The sequence below is a fragment of the Treponema medium genome (assembly GCF_017161265.1).
GTDB lineage: Bacteria > Spirochaetota > Spirochaetia > Treponematales > Treponemataceae > Treponema > Treponema medium.
Genome location: NZ_CP031393.1, coordinates 2,174,461 through 2,199,352, shown reverse-complemented (window position 1 = coordinate 2,199,352; position 24,892 = coordinate 2,174,461). Strand labels below are relative to the sequence as shown.

Genomic DNA, 24,892 nt, shown 5'->3' with positions numbered 1-24,892 from the left:
GCCTTGTATCTACGTCGTCTCTTTTCAAAAGCGTTGCTATATGGTAGGGCGACCAACTTTTCTGCGAAGTCCGATATATCCTTTTAATGCATTTGCCTTACGTTAAAAATAAACTTGCCGTAAGCCTTTTGAAAATAGCCTGTCCAGAAGTGTACCTCCGTGTACACTTCTGGACGCGAGTTTTTGTTCCACAAAAACATCGCTCCTGTATAAAACCACTGCCATCCTTGGCAGTTCTGAAGATGCTAGGAGCCTAGCCGAAATAAAGCGGAGACGTATATTTGATACGCGAGCATTTATTGCAATAGCAGCATAGTAAACAGCCTTTCCGTAAGCCTTTTGAAATAGACGATGCAGATGCTAGGAGCGTACAAAAAACACCCGCAGGCACGGTACAAAATGTACATCCCTGTATATTTTGTACCTACGTGTTTGCAGGGCAAACACGCTACTAACTAGAACCACCGCCGTCCTTGGCAAGTTCAAAAATTGACCTCCTTGTCAATTTTTGAACGCGAATTTTTGCTGTGCAAAAACATCGCTACTGCGTGGAACCACGGACATCCTGTCCGTTCTGATACGTTGAGCATTTTCAGCAGCACCATAATAAAATAGCCTTTCCGTAAGCCTTTTGAAATAGACGGCGTAGATGCTAGGAGCCTAGCCGAAATAAAGCGGAGACGTATCGGGTATACGTTGAGCATTTATTTCGGCGTAGCGACAACGCAGATATGCCGTATATTTCAAAAGGAGGTTGCGTCTTTTAACCATATACTATAGTATAGAACACCTCTAAATTCACAATCGCCTTTCGGCGGCGCACCTTCGCGTATCAAAGATGAGCAAACAGATGAATATAATCGATTTTATTTACAACATCGTTAAAGATCTTAATTTACCGACTACAATCCTGATATCCTTTGCACTGATATTGATAAGCGGCTTTTTAGTTACTCGATTCACAAAAAAGATACAGCTGCCGAAGGTGAGTGGATATCTTCTTGCCGGAATACTGATCGGCCCGAACGGATTACATTTAATCCACCGCCATTTTATCGTCAACTTGGACGTTATCTCCGTTATTGCGCTTAGCTTTATCGCTTTTGATATGGGACGCTACTTTAAACGGAGCGACGGCAGAAAGGAATTTCGAGATGTTGTATTTATCACACTCTGCGAATCTCTGTTAGCGGGATGCTTAGTTACCGTCGTTATGCTCTTCGTCTTTAAAATGAGACTTTCGTTCTCGCTTTTACTCGGCGCGATTGCAACAGCGACTGCTCCCGCCAGTACCATTATGACGATAAAAGAATACAACGGGAAAGGTCCGTTTGTCGATCTGCTGTTGCGTATTACCGCCTTTGACAATGTTGTCTGCCTTTTTGTGTTCAGTATTATGGTTGCCGTCGTCAATGCGCAGGAAAGCGCTGTGTTTAATATTATGAGTATTGTGGTACCGATTGCCCTCAATGCCGCAATGCTGATGTTAGGCTTTATTACCGCCCTGTGTATGGAGTTTCTCATTACGGAAAAACGGAGCTTTGACAATCGCCTCATTTTAGCCGTCGCATTTCTTTTCTTGATTTCCGGTATCTGTTCATACTTCGAGGTAAGCCCACTGCTCGCTTGTATGGTATGCGGCGCCGTGTATTACAACCGGACAAACGATAAAACTCTGTTCGACCAAATGAATAATTTTTCTCCTCCAGTGATGAGCAGTTTTTTTATCATTTCCGGTATGAATATGAATATTACTGTTATCGTAACAGCAGGGGTCATCAGCATTACATATTTTTGTACCAGAATATTCGGGAAATGCATCGGTGCATACACGCCGTGTAAAATACTGTCACTTGATAAGAAGATAACGGACAATATGGGGTTTGCGTTGATACCGCAAGCAGGTGTTGCAATCGGACTTGCATTTATGGGAAAAGCAATGCTGCCGGAAAAAGACGGACTTATCCTGTTTAATATTATTCTGGCTTCTTCAGTGTTATATGAATTGGTAGGACCGGTAACTGCGAAGATAGCTCTGATACGCTCAGGCTCAATTGAACATTAGCGCTTCAAGAATTATTGAAATGATTTCTGTTTTACGATATATTACACAGTGATATGAAAATTGTTGTCCTGTACGAAAAAACGGAAAAGAAAATCGCCGAAGCTGCCGCTCATATTATTGAATCTCATCAATGCGATGTCGTACACTATCAAGCTGATAGGTTATGGGAAGATGGCGTATATTCTCCCACAACTCTACTACAGGATGCCTCGCATATTCTATTTATTTTTGGTCAGCATACGTCCTCATTAGCCCCTACTTTTATTTTCTTTTTAGGTCTTGGTATCGGAAAAAATCTGCCTATATTAACATTTGGACAGAAAAATACCGTAGCTTTCCCGGAAAACTGCAAACAATTTATCATTCCTTTGGCGCTTGATATATTTGAAGATTATTTTATTAAAGAGCAGCATAATTTCTTAACAACAGAACGAAAACGGCTTGCTCGTGAACAGTTGCTGAATAACGGCTTTCCTTGTTGCGAATCAAATTTTGCTACAGCAGTACAAGAAGGTAAAGACGAAATTGTTCGGCTCTTTTTAGAGGCAGGTTTTAGCGCTTCTCAACGAGACACGCGCGGTACTCCGGTGCTTTCGCTTGCAATTAGAAACTCACATTACGAAATTGCCTCATTGATACTTGAATATGGAGCAGAGATAAATCTTTGTGCCGAAGACCGTTCCTATTCAGCGTTGATGGAAGCTGCTCAAATCGGTGATTTAAAAACGGCTCAGTTGCTGCTCTCAAAGAATGCGGATACAAACATTCAGAGCAAAGATGGTCAGACGGCATTAATCCTCGCCGTCGGCAGAAAAGATATTCCGATGGTACAACTCCTCATCAAGCACAAGGCAGATTGGAATATTTCTGATCATTTAGGTATGTCTGCGCTCGGATATGCAAAGCTGTTCAACAATAAAAAAATTTTAGCAGCTATGAAGCAGCCTTAGCTGTGTTCCGACACTATTTAACATTAGAACATCTTTAAACAGCTCACTAAGTTTTTAGAGATGCTCATTAATTTCTCCAAAATTTTTATCAGCCGTTCCATTCGGCTAAAATGTACGATTAAGGTGAATGACTATGAAAGAAAAACTTGAAAGTTTATCAGTTCGTTGGAAAGAACTGGAACAAGAAATACAAGACCCTGCGTTAATTAAAAACCAAAGCCGCTACAAAGAAGTAATGCGTGAACATGCCTATCTTTCAAAGCTGATGGAAGAATATACGCAGTATCTCCGGTTTGAAGAAGAAATTACACAAACCCGTGCAATGATGCAGGAAGAAACCGACCATGAGCTGAAAGAGATGGCTCGAGAAGAGCTGCATAACCTTGAAGCGCAGCTGGAGCAAAGCGAGAACAACCTTAAAGTCTTGCTCATTCCACCCGATCCGCTGGAAGAAAAAAATATCATTATGGAAATACGCGGCGGTACCGGCGGAGAAGAAGCGGCGCTCTTTGCAGCGGATCTCTTAAAAATGTACACGCACTATGCGGAATTGAAAAACTGGAAATACGAAATTCTTTCCTCAAATGAAACCGAGCTGGGAGGGTTTAAAGAAGTAACATTGTCCATTTCGGGGAAGTATGTGTACGGAAGTCTCCGCTATGAATCGGGAGTACACCGCGTACAGCGCGTACCGGAAACGGAAGGCTCGGGGCGTATTCACACGAGTGCGGTAACCGTCGCGGTTTTGCCCGAAGCGGAGGAAACGGAAATCGTTATCAAGCAGGAAGATCTGCGCATCGATGTTATGCGCGCAGGAGGCCCCGGCGGTCAGTGCGTCAATACCACCGACTCCGCCGTGCGACTTACCCATATCCCGACCGGTCTTGTTGTTATCTGTCAGGACGAAAAAAGCCAGATTAAAAACAAGGCAAAGGCAATGCGCGTATTGCGGAGCCGCCTCTACGATATGGAAGAAGCGAAGAAGCAATCGGAGCGGGCGGAAGACCGAAAAAATCAAGTCGGTTCGGGCGACCGCTCGGAACGCATCCGTACCTACAACTATCCGCAAAACCGCGTAACCGACCACCGGATTAACCTAACCCTCTACAAGCTCGATGCGATTATGCAAGGAGACCTCAACGAAATCGTCGAAGCGCTCTGCATCGCCGCCCGCGAGCAAATGATGAAAGCTCAAGCATAACCGGATGTTTACCGTCGCCGATGCCCGCCGCTGCGCCGTCGATTTGTTTATGCAGTCGGTAATACTGAAAACGCAGCCCCGCTCGTCTTTAACGCTCGATGCGGATGTCCTGCTGCAGCACTTCCTCAATAAGCCGCGGGCATGGCTTTTTGCCCATGATGACGCCGATATTTCCCCGATACGGGAACTCTTTTACGCAGCGGCGGAGCGGCGCTGCACCGGTTTACCCATTGCCTATATCACCGGCGAAAAAGACTTTTGGGGGCTTTCATTTCAGGTTACCCCCGATGTGCTTATCCCCAAGCCCGATACCGAACTGCTGGTAGAGCGGAGCCTTGTTATCATAAGAGAAAAAGCGGCGGCTCTCCGGCAGAAGCAAACCTTGTTCATACTCGACCCCTGCACAGGCTCAGGCTGCGTTGCAATATCTATCTTACATACGCTAGAATTGGAAGGCATCAGAAATATATGCTTCATTGCCGCCGATATTTCCCCCGCAGCCCTCGCCATAGCCCGCCTCAATGCACAGCGGCTCCTTCCAGCGGAAACTCAAAGGCGGCTTTACATCTTCGAAGGAGATATGTGTACATTGCCGGAAACAATCGCCCGTGTTAGAGAATCTCTATCTCCATCTTCCCTGCTCCCCAATATTCTCCGCTTCGACCTTATCGCTGCCAATCCGCCGTATGTACCCTCCGCACTGACGCAAGAACTGCTCAAAGACGGCCGGAATGAACCGGCATTAGCCCTTGACGGCGGCTCCGACGGTCTTGATTTTATACGGATTTTGACAAATAATACCCGTACTGTCCTAAACCGCAACGGAGTTCTTTTAAGCGAGGTAGGAGAATACCATGCCCAAGCCGCAAGCAAGCTCTTTGAAACAGCAGGCTTTTCGGACATCCGTATCTATCAAGATTTAGCAGGCCAAGACAGACTAATCGAAGGCGTATCGGAGCAACCGCTCTAAAACCATTTTGGCGGTTGCATTCCTTTCGCGGAAAAATTTTCCAAAATTTTCCGCAGTTTATTTTAAACGAAGGGTCATCACAGCAGACCAATTGATCAAGACCGCAAAATAATTGAGGTTGTGAGACCATTTGAACCGCGAAGAGGTTCAACTCTGGTCGAACAGACTCAATTATTTTGCAGGGATATTCAAGAAACGTTTGCCGTGGTGTCCCTGAGGATGATGACACGATGATACAAAAAGTTGAAAACTTAAGTAGTCTTGAACATTTTTTTGCGCAGTATCCCTGTTATGCGGAAGCGGAAAATCCTGAAGACGCCGCACGGATTACCGCGGCGTGGAATCTTTTGCTTACAAACCGTATACCCGATACGACAGCAGACGCCCCCATTCCGCACGACGCCGCCCATTCGCTACGCATGGCACATAGTCTTGCCGCGCTTGAAATGGATTCCGAAAGTATCATCTGCGCGCTGCTGTACAGCGAAGACGGCAGTTTTACGTTACCGGATGAGCAACTGCGCGCTCAATTCGGGAATACGGCGGCGGATATTTTGAATGCGGCGGCAAAGTTCTCTGATGTAAAGCTGTATAATAAAAGCAAAGAACATACCGATACCGTGTGCAAGATGTTCTTTTCCCTTGTAAGCGATTTACGGGTTATGATTGTCCAACTTGCCGACCGGCTCGATAAGATTCGGTATATTTCCGAATACCCTGCGGAATGGCAGCGCAGTATCGCCGGCGAAATCAGTGAAATCTGGGCGCCGCTTGCCCAGCGGATGGGTATTTCCACCGTTCAAAATGAGCTTGAAGATTTAAGCCTCAAATACATCAACCGCGAAGCCTTCGATCAGATAAAAACCGTTGTTGCGGCAAAGAAAAAAGAACGGGAAGCCTTTTTACAAAGCGCCGAAAAAACCATCTATCAAACGATGGAAAAAGCGGGTATCAAGGTTAAAGTGCAGAGCCGTGCCAAGCATTTTTGGTCTATCTACCAAAAGATGAAAAAGCGGAACAAGGCGGCAGATGAATTGTACGACCTCCTCGCCGTGCGGATTTTATGTACCACGGTGAACGAGTGCTATACCATCCTCGGCCTGATGCATACGGTATGGAAGCCGCTTGAAGGCCGCTTCAAGGACTACATCGCTATGCCGAAGGCGAACGGTTATCAAAGTCTCCACACCACCGTTATCTGCAAGGGCGGCCAAACCTTAGAAATCCAAATCCGCACGCACGAAATGCACGAAATAGCCGAGCGCGGCGTTGCAAGCCACTGGGTGTATAAAAAACACAGCAAGAACAAAACGGCGAACGAGCAGGAATTATCTTTTGTGCAGCAGGTCAAGTCGCTCGCACAACAGCGCTTTAATAATGAAGAATTCCTCGCAGAACTGAAAAGCGATTTATTAAGCGATTCGATTTTTGTGTTTACTCCTAAGGGTGATATTATCGAGTTGCCCGCCGGTGCAACCGCCGTCGATTTTGCATACCGTATCCATTCGTCGATAGGGGAAAAGCTCGTATCCGCGAAGGCCGACGGCGCCATCATCCCGCTTTCTCGCCCGCTCAAAAACACGCAAGTGGTAGAGGTTATCACACACCCGAACGCGCACCCCACACACAACCAGTACGAAAACGCCCATACGACGCGGGCACGTCAAAAAATCCGCGCATGGCTCCAACTGCACGAAAATCTGCTCCGTACTGAAAAAGAAGAAAAAGGACAGCGAACGGATCTTACGGAAGATTCGGCAAAAGAAGCGCAGCGACCGCCCAAAGAAACACCGAAAGAAGCTGAAACAACAAAACGGGAACTCGAAGCAGCTCAAAAAGATCCTCAAAAAAACCCCGCATTGCGGATACGTATCGGCGGCTCTACTAACTTTCCCGTGCGTTTTGCCGGATGCTGTAAGCCGACCTCCGATTCCGCTATCTGCGGCTATGTCGCCAACGGCAGAGGAGTTATCATCCATCGGAAAAACTGTATCAACCTCACAAGAATCCCCGATTTGGAAGCCCGCCTCATCGACGTTGAGTGGGATATAAAAGAAAGCAAACAGAAAAATCCTGAAAAAACGCAGAAAAAAATTAAGCCGCATAAGTAATCCGTTCGATATTAAAAGTATGAAAAAGAACGGTATTGTTACGGTTATTGCGCTTATCGGATTCCTGTTTCCATTATTCGGGGCGGATTTAGAGCTTGACCAAAGCGATCTTGCAGTTATTCAAGACCCTAAAGGAGCCGGGTATCATTTTTATATTCGGAAAAAACCCGATATCGCTTCCATCTTGATGACGGAGACGACAAAGGATCCTCAAAAGCGGCTTGATAACTTTGCCTACCGCGATTTCCAATACAACAGCATTAACGGCGATGAAAAGCGTATCCTGAACGGCAAAGAGCTGGATACCCGCGGAAAGCGGCTTTACAGCCTGATAGACTCCAGTCCCGAAAAAGACACGCCGCTCGGCGAAGCATTTCATATTTGGGTACCATACATTATCTGTTACGGCTATGAATGGGACAGACACGGCGAAGTGCAGGTATTGGACGGCACGTTTTTTAATATCCGTGCATTTGAAAAACCCTACGCCGATTATACCGGCTCTTTTAGCGATAACCCCTTCGTTCTTCGTGTAACGCAAAAATCGATTAAGGAAGTGCATGATCCGGCTTTTAGCGAACCGGCCGCCGCTTCTTTTTCGGAACTCGCCCGCTTGAGCGGCAATAAACTGATCTATTCGGAGAACGTTGACGGTATTATGCCATCGATTGAAGTCATCCTGACGCCGAAGAAACACAAAAAACTCGATGTGGTGTTCGTCATCGATGCAACCGAAAGTATGAAAGATGATATACAAAAAGTCAGAGAGCTGCTTGCAGCTTCGTTGAAAAAAGTCCTACCCAAATATGATTCATACCGGATAGGACTTGTCCTTTATAAAGACTACTATGATGATTTTTTGACTAAAACTGCAACCGATTTTACCTCGGATATCGATCGTTTTTCCGCTGCTCTCAAGAGTTTTAGCGTATTCGGCGGACGTGATCTCCCTGAAGCGGTTTACGAAGGTATCGACGCAGGACTAGACCTTGAATGGCGTACCGATACGGACACCGACCGCAAACTGATCCTCATCGGTGATGCACCTCCCCATCCCCGCCCTCAAGGCTCAATTACGAAAGAGGGCGTTATCGAAGCGGCAAAAGCAAAGGATGTAAAACTGTTCCCGATTATACTGCCGCATAATAAAACCTACTAGACCTTTTGAAATAGACGGCATACCTGCGTTGTCACATCGTCAAAACTATACATCCGTGTATAGTTTTGACTGTGAGTTTCGGCGGTGCCGAAACATCGCTACTGTTTACGACGAGCGGCATCCGTGCCGCTTCTGCAATAAATGCTCGACGTATCAGAACCGCCATGGACGGCGGTGGTTCTACGCAGCAGCGTGTTTGCGCAGCAAACACGTAGGTAAAAAATGTACAGGACGTACATTTTTTACCGTGCCTGCGGGTGTTTTTTGTACGCTCCTAGCATTTTCAGAACGGACACGGATGTCCGTGGTTTTATACAGGAGCGAGATTTGTGTTATGCACAAATCTCGTCGTTAAGCAGTTGTACACGGATGTACAACTGCTTAACAGTCTATTTCAAAAGGCTTACGGAAACTATGTTGCTACTCCGTTAAAAACGCCGCTTCGTATTCGCCGTTAGTAATAGTGCTGATAGGTAAACTCTCATAGCGGATATCGTATACGTCATTCATATCTGTAGAATGAGTAATATGGTCATATTTTTCATATAAAAAACCGATCCGGTGATCCTGCTGTATCACCATTGTCGAATACCCGCTCTCTCCGGTAAATACTTGATATTTTTTCCACTTGGTACCGTCTGCCAATGCCGAAAGACCGATGTTCTCTTCTATTACGCGCCAGTAGATGCCTACATCCATACGGATGTTCGGTTCACCACTCTTAGGGTGCGGTTTTGAGGATAAGGGAATAGACTGCAATGCAAGATATACCGACGTTTTTGTATCGGCTTTACGGGCTTGTATAATACATATTTCACCGTTCGTACCGCGTTCCGTTCCGAGCTGTGCTTTTTGTCCGCTTTCCCAATGCCCGCTTGCAGTTACCTCATTTGTATAAGTGAAGATATTAAAAAGACGTCCGTTTTTTGTGCGGCTTGAAAGCAATACTCTACCGTCAGGAAGCTCTTCAACCTTGGCTTCATCACCGTTCGATATCGGCGACACAGCCGTATCGCCGAGAACCTGCCATGTTTCACCGAAATCGTCGGAGTACAACACGGCATTTCCGAAGAGAGCTTTTGATGTCTTTTTAACTAACAGTGCTGTATAAATACGATAATAATTATCTTTTTTTATCCTGCGAGACTGCATAATCTTCCCCGAACCGAAAAAAAGCGTTCCCCAACTACCGTTTAAACCGTAAATGGAAGTCGTAATTTCCTCAGGCGGTGTAAACGTTTTACCTCCATCTGAGGAACGGAGCCTGACGACTTTAAGCCGTGTATTTGCATTTTCTGCCTTATAATGTCCGTAGCGGGTATCCCCGTGGGCACAAATAATCAGTACATTATCCGACTCTCTATCCGCCACGATAGCGGCATCTCCATAACCGTATTGCACGGGATTATCCGGTGCATTTGTAATTTTTGTACTGCTGCTATCCCATGTCAAGCCGTTATCGGTAGAGCGTTTAATTATTACATCCACGCGATGGATATGGGAGGCTTGCCCCCATTCCCCATTAGGCCCGAACTTACCGATATCGGCAGTATGATTGTATCGTAAATCCGTAACGGCAATCAGCGTCCCGTCTTTTGTCTGTGCCAATGCCGGAATTCGAAAATAGTTTGTCGATCCTTCAGTTTTCTTACTTTCCCATAAATCCTGTTTTGAAAAAGTTTTAGGAGTCCATTTTGCATAAAGCGTTATATCTGCCGTAACGGTATCGGAGGCCGTACTCCATTGAGCATTGCAATTTTTATCTTTATACCAGCCGGAAAAATTCCATGTCCGGTGCGTAGGATTCGGTATATCAGTTGCAGGGATAGTATGATTTTTAATAACAGTTATCGGAGTGAGGGGTGATGTAAGATTGCGCGTGTTAAACGTTACCGTATACAACGGTTCAATTGGAGTAAGCGGCGAAGCATTACGCCACTTTGCATATAGCGTAATATCTTTGGTAACCGTATCGGTGGCATAGTTCCACGGCTGCGTACAAGAAGTGTCTTTAAACCAGCCGTCAAAGCTTTTATTTAAAGGGATGGCCGTAGGTGCCGGTGTCTGCGCTGCGGTCAGTTTACTTTCTTCCGCAACCGTAAGCATCGCCGGAGCAGTACCAATACCTTGCGTATTAAACGTTACCGTGTATAGCGGCGTCGAAGGTTCAATCGGTGTAAGCGGCAAAGCATTACGCCACTTTGCATAGAGCGTAATATCTTTGGTAACCGTATCGGCGGCATGGTTCCACGGCTGCGTACAAGAAGTGTCTTTAAACCAGCCGTCAAAGCTTTTATTTGTGGGGATAGCCGTAGGCGAAGGTATTTGCGCTGCGGTGAGCTTACTTCCTTCCGCAACCGTAAACGCTGCCGGCACCATACCGATACCCTGCGTATTAAACGTTACCGTATACGTCCTCAGAGAAGGATTGCGACAGCCGGCAATTATAAACACACCGGCAAGAATCAAAACAAGGGAAAAAAATCTTTTCACACGCGGCTCCTTTAAAATCGCTCTTTCTAACACTATCAATATGATTAAAAGTAAAATGCAGCCTACATACAAGGAATAAGATTATAAGAAGTTACAGAATTACATTATCTTGCATAGAATGAAAAATATGCGTACACTCCCTTAATATGGAGAGTTTACAAACCGAAGCGCTGCAGCGGGTTGCTGCGTTTAAAAAACAAATGGCTGTATCCGTTATCGGGCAGGAACGGCTCATTGATGATATTCTTGTTGCCTATATTGCAGGCGGACATGTGTTGCTGGAGGGTGCCCCCGGTCTTGCCAAAACCTTAACGGTACGGACTTTCGCGGAGCTTTCTCAATTAAGTTTTAAACGCATCCAGTTCACGCCCGACTTGTTGCCTGCCGATCTCACCGGAACACTGATCTTTGATTCCACCGCACATTGCTTTTCGGTACGCAGGGGGCCGCTTTTTGCACAGGTGGTTTTGGCAGATGAAATAAACCGCGCACCGGCAAAGGTTCAATCCGCATTGCTCGAAGCGATGGCGGAAGGACAGGTTACCATCGGAGAAACGAGCTATCCGCTCCCCACACCGTTTTTCGTACTTGCAACCCAGAATCCGATTGAACAGGAAGGCACCTACCCCCTTCCCGAAGCGGAGCTCGACCGCTTCCTGTTTAAACTTTTTGTCCCCTACCCTAAACCGGCGGATGAACTCGTCATCATGCTGAAAAGCGAGAACATCACCGCTTCGGTAAAAAAAATGCAAGCGCCCGAAACCGAAGCAATTCTTTCCGTCGATATGCTCCATACCATCCGTAGAGGCGCCGAAGCAGTCCGCTGCACCGAAGGTTTACACGAATACATTATTTCACTGGTTACGGCAACCCGTCCCATTATCGAAAAACGGGAAGAGTTGCCCCGCGGCAGTTATCTTAGCTATATCACCGTCGGAGCCTCTCCCCGTGCGAGCATCGCCCTTTATCGGTGTTCAAAAATACGGGCATTTTTGAACGGACGTGACTATGTCCTGCCCGAAGACATAAAAACTCTCGCCTACCCTATTCTGCGCCACCGCTTAAAACTTTCGTATGAAGCGAGCGCGGAAAATATCAGTGCAGATGAAATTATCGCCGAGCTGCTCGAACTTATTCCGCAGCCGTAACATATTGGAGGAACTATGAATAAAGAACTTGACGCCGTAGCGCTTTCGATACGGAGCCTTTCAATCGATGCAATCGAAAAAGCTAATTCCGGCCATCCCGGGCTTCCGCTCGGAGCCGCCGAACTCGCAGCGATGCTGTATGCAAAAATTTTACGGCATAATCCGAAAAATCCCCAATGGGTAGACCGCGACCGGTTCATCTTGTCGGCGGGGCATGGGTCTATGCTCCTGTATGCCGCGCTGCATCTTGCCGGTTACGATCTTTCGCTTGACGATATCCGCTCGTTCCGCCAGATCGGTTCCCGCTGCGCCGGGCATCCCGAATACGGACTCACCCCTGGCGTCGAAGCCACCACCGGGCCGCTCGGTCAGGGTATTTCTACCGCAGTCGGTATGGCGATTGCCGAAGCGATGCTTGCAGCACGGTTCAACACCGAAGAGTACCGCATTGTCGATCACTACACCTATGCGCTGGTGGGAGAAGGCTGTTTAATGGAAGGCGTTTCTTCCGAAGCATCGAGCCTCGCCGGTACGCTGAAACTCGGTAAGCTCATTGTATACTATGATAAAAACAATATTACGATAGACGGCTCCACCGATATCGCCTTTACCGAAGATGTTACAAAGCGGTACGAGGCTTACGGCTGGCAGGTGCTGCACGGTTCGATGTATTCCTACAGCGATATAGAAAAACTCACTGCGGAGGCAAAAAAAGATCCCCGCCCCTCGCTTATCATACTCGATTCGGTGATCGGAAAGGGAGCGCCCGCCGTTGAGGGAACCGCCGCCGCACACGGAGCGCCGCTCGGTCAAGAGAAGCTGGCGCAGGCAAAGAAGACGTTGGGGCTTGATCCTGCAAAACAGTTCTTTGTCGTCCCCGAAGCCTACCGTTATTTTGAAGAGCGGCAAAAGGAATGTGCTCAAGCGGAAGCGGACTGGAATAGTCGCTTTGCCGCATGGAGCGCCGCCTACCCCGAACGGCGCAAAGAATGGGATCGCAGCTTTGTACAAGGCGGTATCGACCAAGCCGTACTGGACGGCGTTGCCGATCCTGTCTTTAAAAAAGATGAAATGATTGCGACGCGGGCTGCTTCCAAAACCGCACTGAACGCTTTTGCAAAAGCATTCCCGAATCTCGTCGGCGGTTCGGCAGACTTGCAGGGGCCGAATGCGGTCGCCTTGCAGAATGCCCAATCGTTTACTGCCGCAACACCGCAGGGACGGTATATCCACTTCGGCATCAGAGAATTCGCGATGGCAACGATTACCAACGGTATTCAGCTGCACGGCGGTTTCCGCGCCTTCTGCGCAACCTTTGCCGTGTTCTCCGACTATCTGCGTCCGGCGCTCCGGCTTGCAGCGCTGATGCGCATCCCTTCTATTTTTGTATTGACCCACGACTCCATCTTTGTCGGCGAAGACGGCCCGACCCATCAGCCGGTGGAAACACTCGCAAGCCTCCGCGCCATTCCTAATCTACTGGTACTCCGCCCTGCCGATGCGGAAGAAACCGCCGTCGCATGGAGAATTGCGCTTGAGCAGAAAGACCGGCCGGTCTGTTTAATACTGAGCCGCCAGAATCTGCCCATACTGGAAAAAGCCGAACCTCAGTGGAAAGCTCTGATGAAAGCCGCCGGCAGCTATATCGTAAAAAATACGGACGGTACGCCCGATGTAACGATATTTGCGACCGGTTCCGAAGTCAGCCTTGCCTGCGAAGCCGCTCAGCTTGCCGCCCCGAAAAAAGTACGGGTAGTCTCCGTTCCGTCGAAAGAGCTTCTGGAAGCACAAACATCTTCATATAAAGAGCAGTTGGTGGGAAGCAGTGCCGTCCGTGTAATGGTTGCAGAAGCCGGAGTTAAACAGGGCTGGGAAGGCTGGGTACAGTCGCCGGAGAAAGATATTTTCTCGATAGAACGTTTCGGCGAGTCGGGTCCCGCAAAAAAAGTTGCGGAGCATCTCGGATTTACCGCCCAAGCGCTTGCCGCCCGTATCAAAGAATAGAAACAAAGGATTACTAAGGCTGCCCGCTTTATGCAGCCTTAGTAACCGTCGAATTTGCACAAATACAAAACAGAAGATTCCGAGTAAACCGGAAGTAATCCGAATATTTATCTATTAAACTAACATAAACTAAATAGGAGAAAATCTATGAAAACAATTTTGAAAACAGGTATTTTGCTTGCAGCAGCAGTGGTAATGATTGCCGCTTGTACGACAGCGCCGTCTTCAACACAAAAAACGGGAGCCGTAACCATTACTGTTCCCGAAGGCTCAACACTATCGGTTAGAATAAGAACGCAAGACGGCTCGGCGGTAAGGGTACAGGGCGCCGATAAAACAGAGATTCAGGGAACGGATGAGGTTCGTGAACTCAACGAAGACAAACCGATGCAGCTGCTGAAAGCTACGGGAACAACGATCGTATTTACCGGAGATATCCGCGAACTGGATATTAAAGATAACGGCACCGTAGAAAACATCGATGTTTCCCGCTGTCCCAATATGGAAATACTGTACTGCGCGGGTAATAACATTACACAGCTGCAATTATCCGCAAATAAGAACTTAAAACGGCTGCAATGTTATAATAACCGTTTAAGCGGATTGGACATTTCACAACAGACACAGCTTGAGCTTTTGTGGTGCGGTATCAATCAGTTATCGGTATTGGACGTATCAGGTTGTAAAAAACTCACACAGCTGCGGTGCTATATGAACGCCATCGAAACGGAAGCCATGGACGCTTTGCTGAAAAGCCTTCCCGCTGCAACAGAAAACAGCGCCGCAGTCCGCGAAGCACGCATTTTAGCGGTGGGAGATAAAATCAAAAACGGCAAGCCCTCTGCCGCCGCATTACAGCAAGCGAAGGCAAATGGATGGGCTATTCTCGATAGCGGAAATGCTCCGATAGAACCGTAAGCGCACGCAAGGCAGCTCGACATGGATACGCCGATTGATACAGCTATCTCATTTTAGCTAACGAACACATACCAAGGCTGCTCACCCTATGCAGTCTTGGTAAACTTTTTAAGGAGAGACACAATGAAACATATAAAAAAACTTATAGTGTTTTTAATCTTGAGTACATGCTTTGCCCCCGTTTTTTCCCAAACCATTCAAAACGGAGTACTTGATCTCCGCAATAAAAACTTCAATGACACTCAAAGTATCGTGATAAGCGGAAAGATGGGATTCTATAATCGCCAGTTACTTTCTTCACCAGAAGATGTGCGTAACCCTACGGTATTTATCGAATGTCCGAAAGAATGGAGTTCAACTGTTTTATCTGACGGAACAAAGATGTCTGCTTTCGGATACGGTACTTATACTCTACAGATTTTATTACCGGATCGGCATCCTGAATTGGCAATACAATTTTCTTCTCCGATTTCCGCATGGAGTTTTTATGTAAATGGAGAATTGCAAGCCCATTCAGGAAAAGTAGGAGCTTCACGAGAAACATCTGTCCGTGGCGAAGGAAACATTCTCTATTATATTCCAAAAGATATAACCGAAGTATGCCTTGCCATTCAAGTTTCAAACTTTTTTCATTCACGCGGAGGTATTTACCAAACAATTAAGTTTGCAACAAAGACAAAAGCCGAACGTGCCAATTTTGCATTCCTTTTTATTGAGATTTTTGTTTTTGGGTTTGGTGTCGCAATTATTCTGTATCACCTTGCGCTTTATCTATTTCAACCTGATAATAAAAGTATCCTATGGTTCGTATTTTTCAGTATTCTCGTCGTTCTCCGCAACATGGTAAAGGGACCTGTCTTTAGAATCCTTTTTCCTTCTTTATCTTGGAACATCGATACTAAAATCGACTATCTTACCTTTGCATTACTCAGTTTTTCCGTAGTCGGTTATTTTGCAGCGCTCTATCCTAAAGACACCCATAAAATTATCAATCGTATTATTATGATTGAGGCACTGGCATACACAGCTTTTATTTGTGTAACGCCGTCTTATATCTACGGGAAACTCATACAAGTTCATCAATTAGTGATTGTTATGATTATCGTTTATGTCATTTATTTGATCATCAAACTGCTCATCCGTAAACGGGAAGGTGCAATATTTATTGTTATCGGTATTATCATTTTGACGATTTTCACGTTAAACGATTTGTTTTACAGTATGATGCTTGTACCAACAGGGAATTTACTGCCGTTTGGTTTTTCCGCATTTTTATTAGCGCAGGCATTCGGTTTTGCATGGAAAACACATATTTATAATCGTCAAAGCGAGGAGATAAAAATACAGCTGTCGGATTCCGACAAACAGAAAACGCTTTTATTTAATGAAATCCGACATACCAGCGATAAACTACAACAGCAAGAAACGGTTTTGTCACAAAACATGGACGGAGCGGAACAGTCGATGCAGGCATTATCGATTCAAGTACAAACGTTAAAATCTGAAATGTCCGAACAAAGTAATCAGCTCCGCAGTACGCAAAATGCAACCGACAGCTTTAATGCTTTTTTGAATACTATGCGCCAAGGAATTGAACGGCAATCCGATGCGGCAGAAGAAACGGTAACGCAGATTAAACAGTTAAACGATGCTACTAACGGACTAACGGAAAAATTCAACGAAATAAATCATAACTTTTCGTACATCCGTGAAGCAAGCGATGCCGGTAAACATCATTTAATAACGGTTACAGATATTATCAATGCGATTTACGAAAGCTCGGAAAGCCTGCTGGAAACAAACCAAATTATTACCGCTATCGCAGAGCAAACAAATTTATTGGCAATGAATGCGGCGATAGAATCTGCCCATGCCGGAGAAGCGGGAAAAGGATTTGCGGTCGTTGCCGATGAGATACGGAAACTTGCAGAAAACTCCGCGTATGAAGCTGATAATACCGGTAAGATTTTAAAGCACATCAATAAAAGCATTAAAGACTCTGCGGAAGCTTCGGAAGTATTGCGAAAAAGCTTTGACAATATCAATACGCAGGTCAATAACTTCCAAACGATATTAGGAGATATTTCATCCTTCTTAAAAGACGTCGATGTACAAGCCAAAAAAATGAATAACGCTATGCAATCGCTCGCTGATCAATCCATTGATGTTCAAGAGGAACAAACCGAAGTTTCCGAACTCAGAAATAAAATCAATGAAAGCTTTACCAGCTTATTGCAAGCAACCGAAAAAGTACATACGGAAATCGAGGCTATGTTCACAAATATTAAAAGCTTAAATGATGCAGTTGAGACAACACGCGGAGTAGAAGCCGAAACGAGCGAATCGATCGGTACGCTCAATGCACTGATTACGCACACTGATCATCTGCAAAATATAAAAACCAATGAATAAATAGCTGAAACGAATAAAGGCATCTCTTAAAACTATATCTGAGTTTCTAGAGATGCCCATGTTCTACCACGTAAACGTCCCTTAAAATTGAACAACTGAACAAAGTGTCAATTTTGGAAGTTGTTCAATTAGTGCGCGATAGCGCACATATAATCTACGATGTTTGCCGAATGGCAAACTCGCAGTGTTTTTCAGCCGCGCTATTTCAGCGGCTGAAAATAAACGTCCCCTTAAAATGCAACAGTTGAGAGAATATCAATTCTCGAAGACTGTTGCATTCGTGCGCGGAACGCGCATACGTCAATCATCGAGTTTGCGGTTAGCAAACTCGCAGTGTTTTTCAGCCGCGCCATTTTAGTGGCTGAAAATAAACGTGCCTTTCAGCCATATAGCGCTTATTTTGTGTAAGGCTGCAAAGTCGCCCTTGCCGTCGTAGCCTTTGGTGTACACATCCCCGCCGAGTGCAAAATTGATATTATCGGTGAGGGCATAGCTAACCGAATAGGTGCTGGATGTACTACCGTAGTTTATATCGATAACGCCGCTTGCCGAAAGTTTCAGCGTATCGCGCAAGAATGTTTTACTTACACTGAGGCTGACAAAGCCCTTGTGCATCGGCCGCTCTATATCGTTTTTATGATTGAGGATGAGATCTTCAAAATACTGAGCGCTCAGCGTCCACGAACTCTTAATCCAGTCAATGCCGGCAAGCATCAGCAGCTGGTGTTTTTTCATCGCTTGATTAAACTGGACGTGCATTGTTCGATCTGTAAATGTAATCCCTTTTATCAAATTTGCTTGTTTTGGTTCAAATTTACGGTCACCTACCCACGCCGTTTCCAAACGTATTGTTACATCCCCTGCAGGAATCGCAGCATCAAAGCCTGCCATCCAGATACGGTTATAGCAAGCGTCAAGAATCAGCTCCGCTTTTTCCTTTGCAGGGATAAACTTATTCAAAATAGGATGAAAAGGCAGAGAAGGATTAGTTAATTGCCCTTCCCATTCACCCCGTTTCATAAACTCAGGCGTCTTATCCCAACCGTAGAAGCCGGAAACCGAAAAATCGATACCGGGTAAAAAGAAGGAGAACCGGGCGGCGGCTTCCGTGTCGGTAAACATCTTGGGCTTTGCGCTTTCCTTTTTTGTGTAATGAACGGGAATGGAACCGAACGGCGTATTAAAAGTATCCGGTGTGCCGATGTAGTACAGCCCGTCTTTGGCGCCCGGCTCAAACCCGAAGCGCGGCAGCTTGTTCGGTGTAAAAAACGGTACGGCGACCGCTTCAAACGTAAAAAGATCGTGGAAAAAACGCAGGCGGATGCTGTCCGACGGGAGCCGCGCTTCATCTCCGCTAAAGGAGATAAACTCCGAGCTGTCCCGTGCGCTTAATACATCGGTGAGCTTAAACCCATCCGCCTGCCCCCACGCAATAACCTGCCGTCCGACACTGATATCCCATATCTCACCCGAATAGCGGTAATACGCTTCGTTCAACCGGAAGCCAGTGCGTGCGGGGTTGCGGTAATTGTATTCAGCTGCGGCGGACATAACCGCATAAGAAGAGCCGGCAGAGACCTCGCCTTTTATCTGTGCGATAGAACGGGATGCTCCGTATTCGAGATTTTTTTTAACATCATTCCAGCGGACTCCGTGCAGCGTTTCAATTTTGCCGCTTACCGTAAAGATCGGTTTTGCGCCGTCATCTTCCGAATCGGTAGAAAATTCGTCATCTCCTAAATCATCATTTACTTGAGATGCAGCTTCACTACCGGAGGACGCATCAGCTGCTTGAGCTGTTTCTACCTTTCCGTCTACGCCCGCAGCATCCTGCGCACTACAGGGAAGCGTCAATACAAAAAACAGTAAACAAATAATAGCCCTTGACAAAAATAATTGTCCATACTTCTGTATTGTTTTCATATTGTCTCCTTACTTTTCGATAGCAGTATCCTATTAATTTACCGGTTGTCCGTATTCCCGCTTCATAGCTTCCGCAGAAATAACCCACTGTTTACCATATTTGCAGGCATCGATTCCGTTGACAAGCTTACCATAAGCAATCGCCTTTCTCAGTGTACTTTCATGTAAGCCTTAGAAGGAAAACAAAAATTGTATGAGCATTACAATACCTGTTTGAACTAAAGAAAAAAGCGGAACCGTTATAAACGGCCACAATAAAAAATGTTCCGGTATTCCGATAACCTTCATCCAATTTTTTGTTTGATAGATTGGGTGATCTTCCGTTCCCGGAATGACAATTAGCTTCGTCCACTTTTGGAATAAAAGACAATCCAACAAGAAAAAATCACCGAAATTCACAATAATCCAATGAATATATGCAGTCCAAAACAATGCCTTAAACGTATGAATTCCGCCATGCAATACGCTTATTACTCCATAAAGCCAGCACGCTCCCATTACTATCACCGTAAATATTTTATTTACCCGTTTTTCTTTCTTATTCATTGGCTCAGGAGCAGCTTTTTGAATTCCCTTAGGATATGAATCCATCAAATATCTCGGGTTTGCTATTACAAGAGCCGCCGCCGAACCGTTAAATATGGCAGCCATCGCTATGCCGTCCAATACTGCCCTGATTATATCCATTGCCAACCCCTTTTTGCTCCCTCTCCGTCAGCCTTTTGAAATAGCCTGTTGAACAGTGTACATCCTTGTACGCTGTTCAACGACGAGTTTGCACGGCAAACACACTACTGCTTATAACCACCGCCATCCTCGCCCAAAAACGTACATCCGTGTACATTTTTGAGCTGCAAGTTTGCAAGCAAACTTGTTACTGCATAGAACCAGCGGCGTCCGTGCCGCTTCTGATACATTGAACATTTTCAGTAGCAGCATATAAAAAATAACCCTTTCCGTAAGCCTTTTGAAAATAGACGGTGTAGATCCGAGGCGCGAGAAAAAATTAACCGCAGGCACGGTAAAAAATGTACATCCCTGTACATTTTTTACCTACGTGTTTGCAAGGCAAACACGTTACTGATTAGAACCACCGCCATCCGTGGCGGTACTGATACGTTGAGGATTTTCAGTAGCGACACACGGTACATAGCTTTTCCGTCAGCCTTTTGAAATAGGCGGTGCAGATGCTAGGAGCGTACAAAAAACACCCGCAGGCGTACTTTTTGTACGTCGAGGACTGTTTTTTGTTAAGCGACAACGCAGATGCCCCGCATATTTCAAAAGGATTACCTGATTTTGCCTTCTTCTAATGAATTCACCCTAAAATACGAGTCCGAAATGTTTTTGTTGAACTCGTGCTTGAGCGTTTCGATAACGGTGCTATGCTTTTTTTGCAGGTTGTTCATTTCCATTTTGCCCGCAGTCCAAAAACCGTCTTTTTTCTCGATGCCGCTTACCGTAAGCACTTTCAACAGCGAACCTTGCTCATCGTAAAATTCCGCCTTTACCTGCACCAGTGATTCCTTATCAATCCACGAAATATATTTTGAATACATCGATTTTTGTACCGGAACCGATTCAACTTTCCAGCAGTTTTTTCCGTCCACCGTTTCTTCTGCAAGCAGTGTGTATGTGTAATCATCGATCTTGTGCCCGCTTATATCATCGTAGGTAAAATCGGTGCCCATAAAATAGTCCTGACTTGAAGATCCGGAAATGCGTTTCGCCTTTTTAAGCGCAGGCATATAGAGCCAGCGGTCATCGTTTTTCGACGCATCATCATACGAGAAAGAAAGATATCCGACGCCTTTCACATCAGCGGGCAGCATAAACACCATCACCGTTTTTTTCTCGCTGCCGTAATCCTTCGAATATGCTATAACTTGGCGTACCCGCTTTTTACCGCCGGAATTGATGAGCGTCATCCGCATCGTAAATGAATCGGTTGCAGCTTTTTCGCGTTTATCAACCTTTTGCATAATCTCTTTACCCGTCAACTCTTGTGTAAAGGCAAGACTCACCGCCACTGCTGCAAACACAATCAGCGCAATTACGTGTTTTATCATTTTCATACATGCTCCTCTTTTAATTGGTAATTTGTAATGCGTAATTGGTAATTACTGCTGCACGTAAATCGCTTTAATTACCAATTATCAATTACGCACTACCCATTAGTTTCCTCTTTCCCAAATGGTTTACTTATGTAAATCAGTACTGGGGTCATAAAATAGTCTGCGGCGAGCGCAGACAAAAGACCGACCGCAGCCAATACACCGAGACGCAAAATCGCATCAATCTTACACGTAAGATACACTAAAAATGTTGCAGACAAAATAATCGTTGTCATCGCAAGTGTCTTTCCGATCGAGTAAAAGGTTCCGAATAATGCGTCCGTATATGATTTATCTTTTTCAAAAAGATACTTTGCGTGGTTGGTAAAGTGGATAGTGTCATCAACCGCAATACCCAGAATCATCGGCATAATTGCCATCGTCATAAGATCCAGTGAAATATCGAGATAACCCATAATTGCACCGATGACAAGAACGGGGAAGATGTTCGGGATAAGTCCGATCAATCCCATTTTCACACTGCTGAATACAAGCATCATCAAAATTGCAATTGCAACAAGCGATGTCAAAAATGAGTACAGCTCACCGAATACGATTTTATTGTTCAATTCCGCAAATTGCACGGCTCTTCCGATTAAATGACAGTCCGTCTGCGGAAATAGTTCCGCACATGTTTGCTCGATAGTTTTCAGATTTGCCGCAAGCTCGTTCGCATCATACGAGGCAACATCAATCGACATACGAAGCGTACGGAACTCTTCGTCAACCCAACGCGATGTTTGCCCGCCTGAAATTTCGTACAAGAACAGCAGCTGCGCGAGCAAATCTTCATCATCGGGAATCGTGTAAAACGCAGGATCATCGGAGTGCATCGTTTGATTCATCTCTTTGACAATATCCAAAATCGAGAATATCTTCGGCACTCCGTTATTCAATTTTGTTAATCTGAACGTCCCGATGAGTGTGCTCAGCTCATCAAGTTTTTTAAGCACATCGGGATTTTTGACTGCATCATCTTCATCAAAGGTGAGCATAATGTTGTAGTTAAAATAGGAGCCGAGCTGCGACTGCGTAATTTCATAAAGACGTTTAATATACGGAATACGCAATCCCATAAATTTAAAGCTGTCCATATTGACATCTATTCTGAACAAGGCCGGAATACACGCCGCAGTGATGAGCGTAAATGCAACGATGATCGCTTTGCGTCTTTTGATAACGGAATGTCCGAACCGTTCAAACCATTTATCCAATTTTTGCGCACGTACAGCTCTTTTTGTATGAGCATTTGCCGAATCTTTACCGGCTTCAATATCTTTTCCGAAGCTCATCAGAATGGGAATGAGAACGCTGACATAGACATACACGGCAAACACCATCGCGGCGCTTGCGGCCCCCATCCAGCGCATCGGCTTAAGGTCAGTCGTTAAAAACGACAGCACCGAAACAACGGTAGTAACGACAGTAAAAAAGAGCGGCCAACCGGTATTTTCAATCGAAGCGATAACAGCCTCTTTCCGTTTGCCGAGTTCATAAAAGCTTGTTTTAAATGAATTGACGAGGTGAATTGAGTAACCGACCGAAAGAGCCATCGCAAGCACAATCGGAACCGACATCATCTCCGACTTTCCCGAAATATGCAAAAAGCCCATAATACCGAGTACCGTGGTAATGCCGAAGAAAGTCGCGAACAATGGCACAATCGTTCCTCGGAGCGACCGAGTAAATACAATGAGCAGAATAATCATACAGAGAAAGCTCAACCCGACGCTTTTTGTGGTCTCCTGTCCCATCACAACTTTTTCTTCCGTTTCGGTATAGGGAAGCCCCGCAGGTTTTATGGTATAGGCAGTGCTGTGATATTTAGGGTCGGTAACAATGTCGATTGCCGCTTCTCCGATAACGTACATCGGAGCCTTTGTCGAAGTTTTACTCCAGACTTCTTCAGGCGGTGTCGCCTTGAGCGACAGTACCAGCCATGTTTCCGTCGCATCCTGTGTTACGAGCTTATTCACAATCGACTTACGCGAAAGGATAAAGTCTTTGGCAGCTTTTAATGCGGCAGGATCGGAAGGAATACCGTCCCTAAACGGATTGGTGATTTCTATACCTTCGTCCGTACCGACGGTAATATCCGTATCGGTAATCGAAGTGATGGAATCCGAATATGGTACTTTTTCCAAAAGTTCGGCGCCGATTTCTTTAATTGCTTGGAGCACCTCCGGCTTAAATACATCGTCTGATTCAAATAGCAGCACGATCGAATCGTTACTGCCGAACAATTCCTTAAACCGCGCATCATTTTTTTTTGTGCTTTCTTTTACGGTTAAAAACTCGTCTTCATCAGCCGAGCCGACCTTAAAACTTTTTACGCCTATAAGCCCCGCAACCGTTACAGTCGCAAGCAGAACCAAACAGAGCCAGCGGTATTTTAATTGAAATTCCGCAATTTTTTTAAAAAAGAAATGTATCCCTTCAAGTTTCATCTAAGAAGCCTCTTATTGATAACTAAAATAGTAAACAATGTTTACTATTTTAGTATAGAATTCTTCTAAAAATTGTCAATAGGTTCGATTGTATTCCTCGCGTGAATGATGCAGTTGCATTCTTTCTATGTGAAATTTTACCTAAAATTTCACATAATTTATTTTAGCAGAAGAGCGATTGCGTCAGAAGTGTAAATCAAATATCGCAGAATCAAGAGGTTGTGAGCCCATTTTAACCGCGAAGAGGTTCAATTCTGGTTGAGCAACCTCTGATTCTGCTGGGGGGCTAAAAAGGCAGCTGGTGTGATTGTCCTGATTGTGTTTCCGGCTGCATAATTTTATTCCAGCAGAAATACATGACATCGGTTAATATATCGATAAATCCTTGAGCTTTTTCATAAGAATATTCATGGGTTATAATCTCAAAAAACGGCGTTAAGGCAGTGCTGTAAATCAAATGAAGCTGGTCGTCGCTTAAAGGACGGATATTGATTCCATGTTTTTTTAAATCGTCGATGAATTTTTTACATGCTGCAACATCCGCCATTACAAATTCATGGCGGATATTTTCGTATTTTGTTCCTGTAGCACGATTAAACAACAGCTTAAATTCGTCAAAGCGGCTATAAACAAGATTATATAAATTCCATATCGATGTGCGTATAACCTCTTTTATCGCCGTGTTATTTTCTGCCTTGAATAGATCAATCACGATTTCGGAAAAATCGGTACCGATACTTAATGTTTGCGCAATAAGCGGCTGCACCAGTGCTTCAAAGATTGCAGCCTTTGACGGAAAGTGTTTATACAAAGCGCCGGCGGTTATTCCCGTCATTGATGCGATGGATCGCATAGACGCTTTCTCAAAACCTTTTCGCAAAAATTCCATTTTTGCATTTTTGAGAATTTCAGTATAAGTATTGCGCCTTTTTTTCGATTCTTTCATTACTGATAGTATAGATTGCCGTTTGCAAATT

The 24,892-nt window shown here is 45.2% G+C and carries 18 protein-coding genes; 11 read left to right on the top strand and 7 right to left on the bottom strand.

The window, feature by feature from the left end; genetic code table 11:
- The first annotated feature begins 850 nt into the window (after nt 1-850).
- The 7 genes from DWB79_RS09620 to DWB79_RS09590 all read left to right on the top strand — a co-directional run bounded on the left by DWB79_RS09620 (nt 851) and on the right by DWB79_RS09590 (nt 8,671).
- Nucleotides 851-2,065 carry a cation:proton antiporter gene (locus tag DWB79_RS09620; RefSeq protein WP_016523846.1) on the top strand — a complete coding sequence of 405 codons (1,215 nt, stop codon included), beginning with the start codon at nt 851-853 and terminating at the stop codon, nt 2,063-2,065.
- A 53-nt stretch (nt 2,066-2,118) separates the two neighbouring features.
- Entirely contained in the window at nt 2,119-3,015 is an 897-nt protein-coding gene (locus DWB79_RS09615; protein WP_016523845.1) for an ankyrin repeat domain-containing protein, read from the top strand.
- Nucleotides 3,016-3,148: 133 nt separating this feature from the next.
- Nucleotides 3,149-4,216, top strand: a complete 1,068-nt coding sequence (gene prfA, locus DWB79_RS09610) for a peptide chain release factor 1 (RefSeq protein ID WP_016523844.1) — start codon at nt 3,149-3,151, stop codon at nt 4,214-4,216.
- A 4-nt stretch (nt 4,217-4,220) separates the two neighbouring features.
- Nucleotides 4,221-5,186: a peptide chain release factor N(5)-glutamine methyltransferase gene (gene prmC / locus DWB79_RS09605; RefSeq protein ID WP_016523843.1), complete on the top strand. Its 966-nt coding sequence runs from the start codon at nt 4,221-4,223 to the stop codon at nt 5,184-5,186.
- A 230-nt stretch (nt 5,187-5,416) separates the two neighbouring features.
- Nucleotides 5,417-7,297: a RelA/SpoT family protein gene (locus DWB79_RS09600; RefSeq protein ID WP_016523842.1), complete on the top strand. Its 1,881-nt coding sequence runs from the start codon at nt 5,417-5,419 to the stop codon at nt 7,295-7,297.
- Between the two features lie 19 nt (nt 7,298-7,316).
- A complete protein-coding gene (locus DWB79_RS09595) occupies nt 7,317-8,456 on the top strand; it encodes a vWA domain-containing protein (RefSeq protein ID WP_016523841.1) in 1,140 nt (379 codons plus the stop codon).
- Between the two features lie 71 nt (nt 8,457-8,527).
- The gene (locus DWB79_RS09590) at nt 8,528-8,671 is read left to right on the top strand and encodes a hypothetical protein (RefSeq protein WP_206181113.1); all 144 of its coding nucleotides are present in this window, start codon (nt 8,528-8,530) and stop codon (nt 8,669-8,671) included.
- Between the two features lie 205 nt (nt 8,672-8,876).
- On the opposite strand, the gene DWB79_RS09585 is transcribed toward DWB79_RS09590, so the two are convergent.
- On the bottom strand, nt 8,877-10,949 hold the full coding sequence (locus DWB79_RS09585) for an InlB B-repeat-containing protein (RefSeq protein ID WP_016523840.1): 2,073 nt from the start codon (nt 10,947-10,949) through the stop codon (nt 8,877-8,879).
- A gap of 146 nt (nt 10,950-11,095) precedes the next feature.
- On the opposite strand from DWB79_RS09585, the gene DWB79_RS09570 reads away from it, so the two are divergent.
- From DWB79_RS09570 to DWB79_RS09555, 4 genes are all read left to right on the top strand, one after another.
- Nucleotides 11,096-12,097 (top strand): AAA family ATPase, encoded by a 1,002-nt coding sequence (locus DWB79_RS09570; protein WP_016523839.1) that lies wholly within the window; start codon nt 11,096-11,098, stop codon nt 12,095-12,097.
- 15 nt (nt 12,098-12,112) lie between these two features.
- Nucleotides 12,113-14,101 carry a transketolase gene (gene tkt, locus DWB79_RS09565; protein ID WP_016523838.1) on the top strand — a complete coding sequence of 663 codons (1,989 nt, stop codon included), beginning with the start codon at nt 12,113-12,115 and terminating at the stop codon, nt 14,099-14,101.
- 147 nt (nt 14,102-14,248) lie between these two features.
- Nucleotides 14,249-15,019, top strand: coding sequence for a leucine-rich repeat domain-containing protein (locus DWB79_RS09560; protein WP_016523837.1), 771 nt, complete (start codon nt 14,249-14,251; stop codon nt 15,017-15,019).
- A gap of 123 nt (nt 15,020-15,142) precedes the next feature.
- Entirely contained in the window at nt 15,143-17,431 is a 2,289-nt protein-coding gene (locus DWB79_RS09555; RefSeq protein WP_016523836.1) for a methyl-accepting chemotaxis protein, read from the top strand.
- Nucleotides 17,432-17,785: 354 nt separating this feature from the next.
- On the opposite strand, the gene DWB79_RS09550 is transcribed toward DWB79_RS09555, so the two are convergent.
- The 6 genes from DWB79_RS09550 to DWB79_RS09530 form a co-directional block, all read right to left on the bottom strand.
- Nucleotides 17,786-19,354, bottom strand: a complete 1,569-nt coding sequence (locus DWB79_RS09550; RefSeq protein ID WP_016523835.1) for a DUF1302 domain-containing protein — start codon at nt 19,352-19,354, stop codon at nt 17,786-17,788.
- Between the two features lie 171 nt (nt 19,355-19,525).
- On the bottom strand, nt 19,526-20,041 hold the full coding sequence (locus DWB79_RS09545) for a hypothetical protein (RefSeq protein ID WP_016523834.1): 516 nt from the start codon (nt 20,039-20,041) through the stop codon (nt 19,526-19,528).
- 104 nt (nt 20,042-20,145) lie between these two features.
- The gene (locus DWB79_RS12200) at nt 20,146-20,271 is read right to left on the bottom strand and encodes a hypothetical protein (protein ID WP_276588724.1); all 126 of its coding nucleotides are present in this window, start codon (nt 20,269-20,271) and stop codon (nt 20,146-20,148) included.
- Nucleotides 20,272-20,643: 372 nt separating this feature from the next.
- Nucleotides 20,644-21,429, bottom strand: coding sequence for an outer membrane lipoprotein-sorting protein (locus tag DWB79_RS09540; protein WP_016523833.1), 786 nt, complete (start codon nt 21,427-21,429; stop codon nt 20,644-20,646).
- A 92-nt stretch (nt 21,430-21,521) separates the two neighbouring features.
- Nucleotides 21,522-23,915, bottom strand: a complete 2,394-nt coding sequence (locus DWB79_RS09535) for an efflux RND transporter permease subunit (protein WP_016523832.1) — start codon at nt 23,913-23,915, stop codon at nt 21,522-21,524.
- A gap of 286 nt (nt 23,916-24,201) precedes the next feature.
- On the bottom strand, nt 24,202-24,861 hold the full coding sequence (locus DWB79_RS09530; protein WP_016523831.1) for a TetR/AcrR family transcriptional regulator: 660 nt from the start codon (nt 24,859-24,861) through the stop codon (nt 24,202-24,204).
- Nucleotides 24,862-24,892 lie beyond the last annotated feature (31 nt).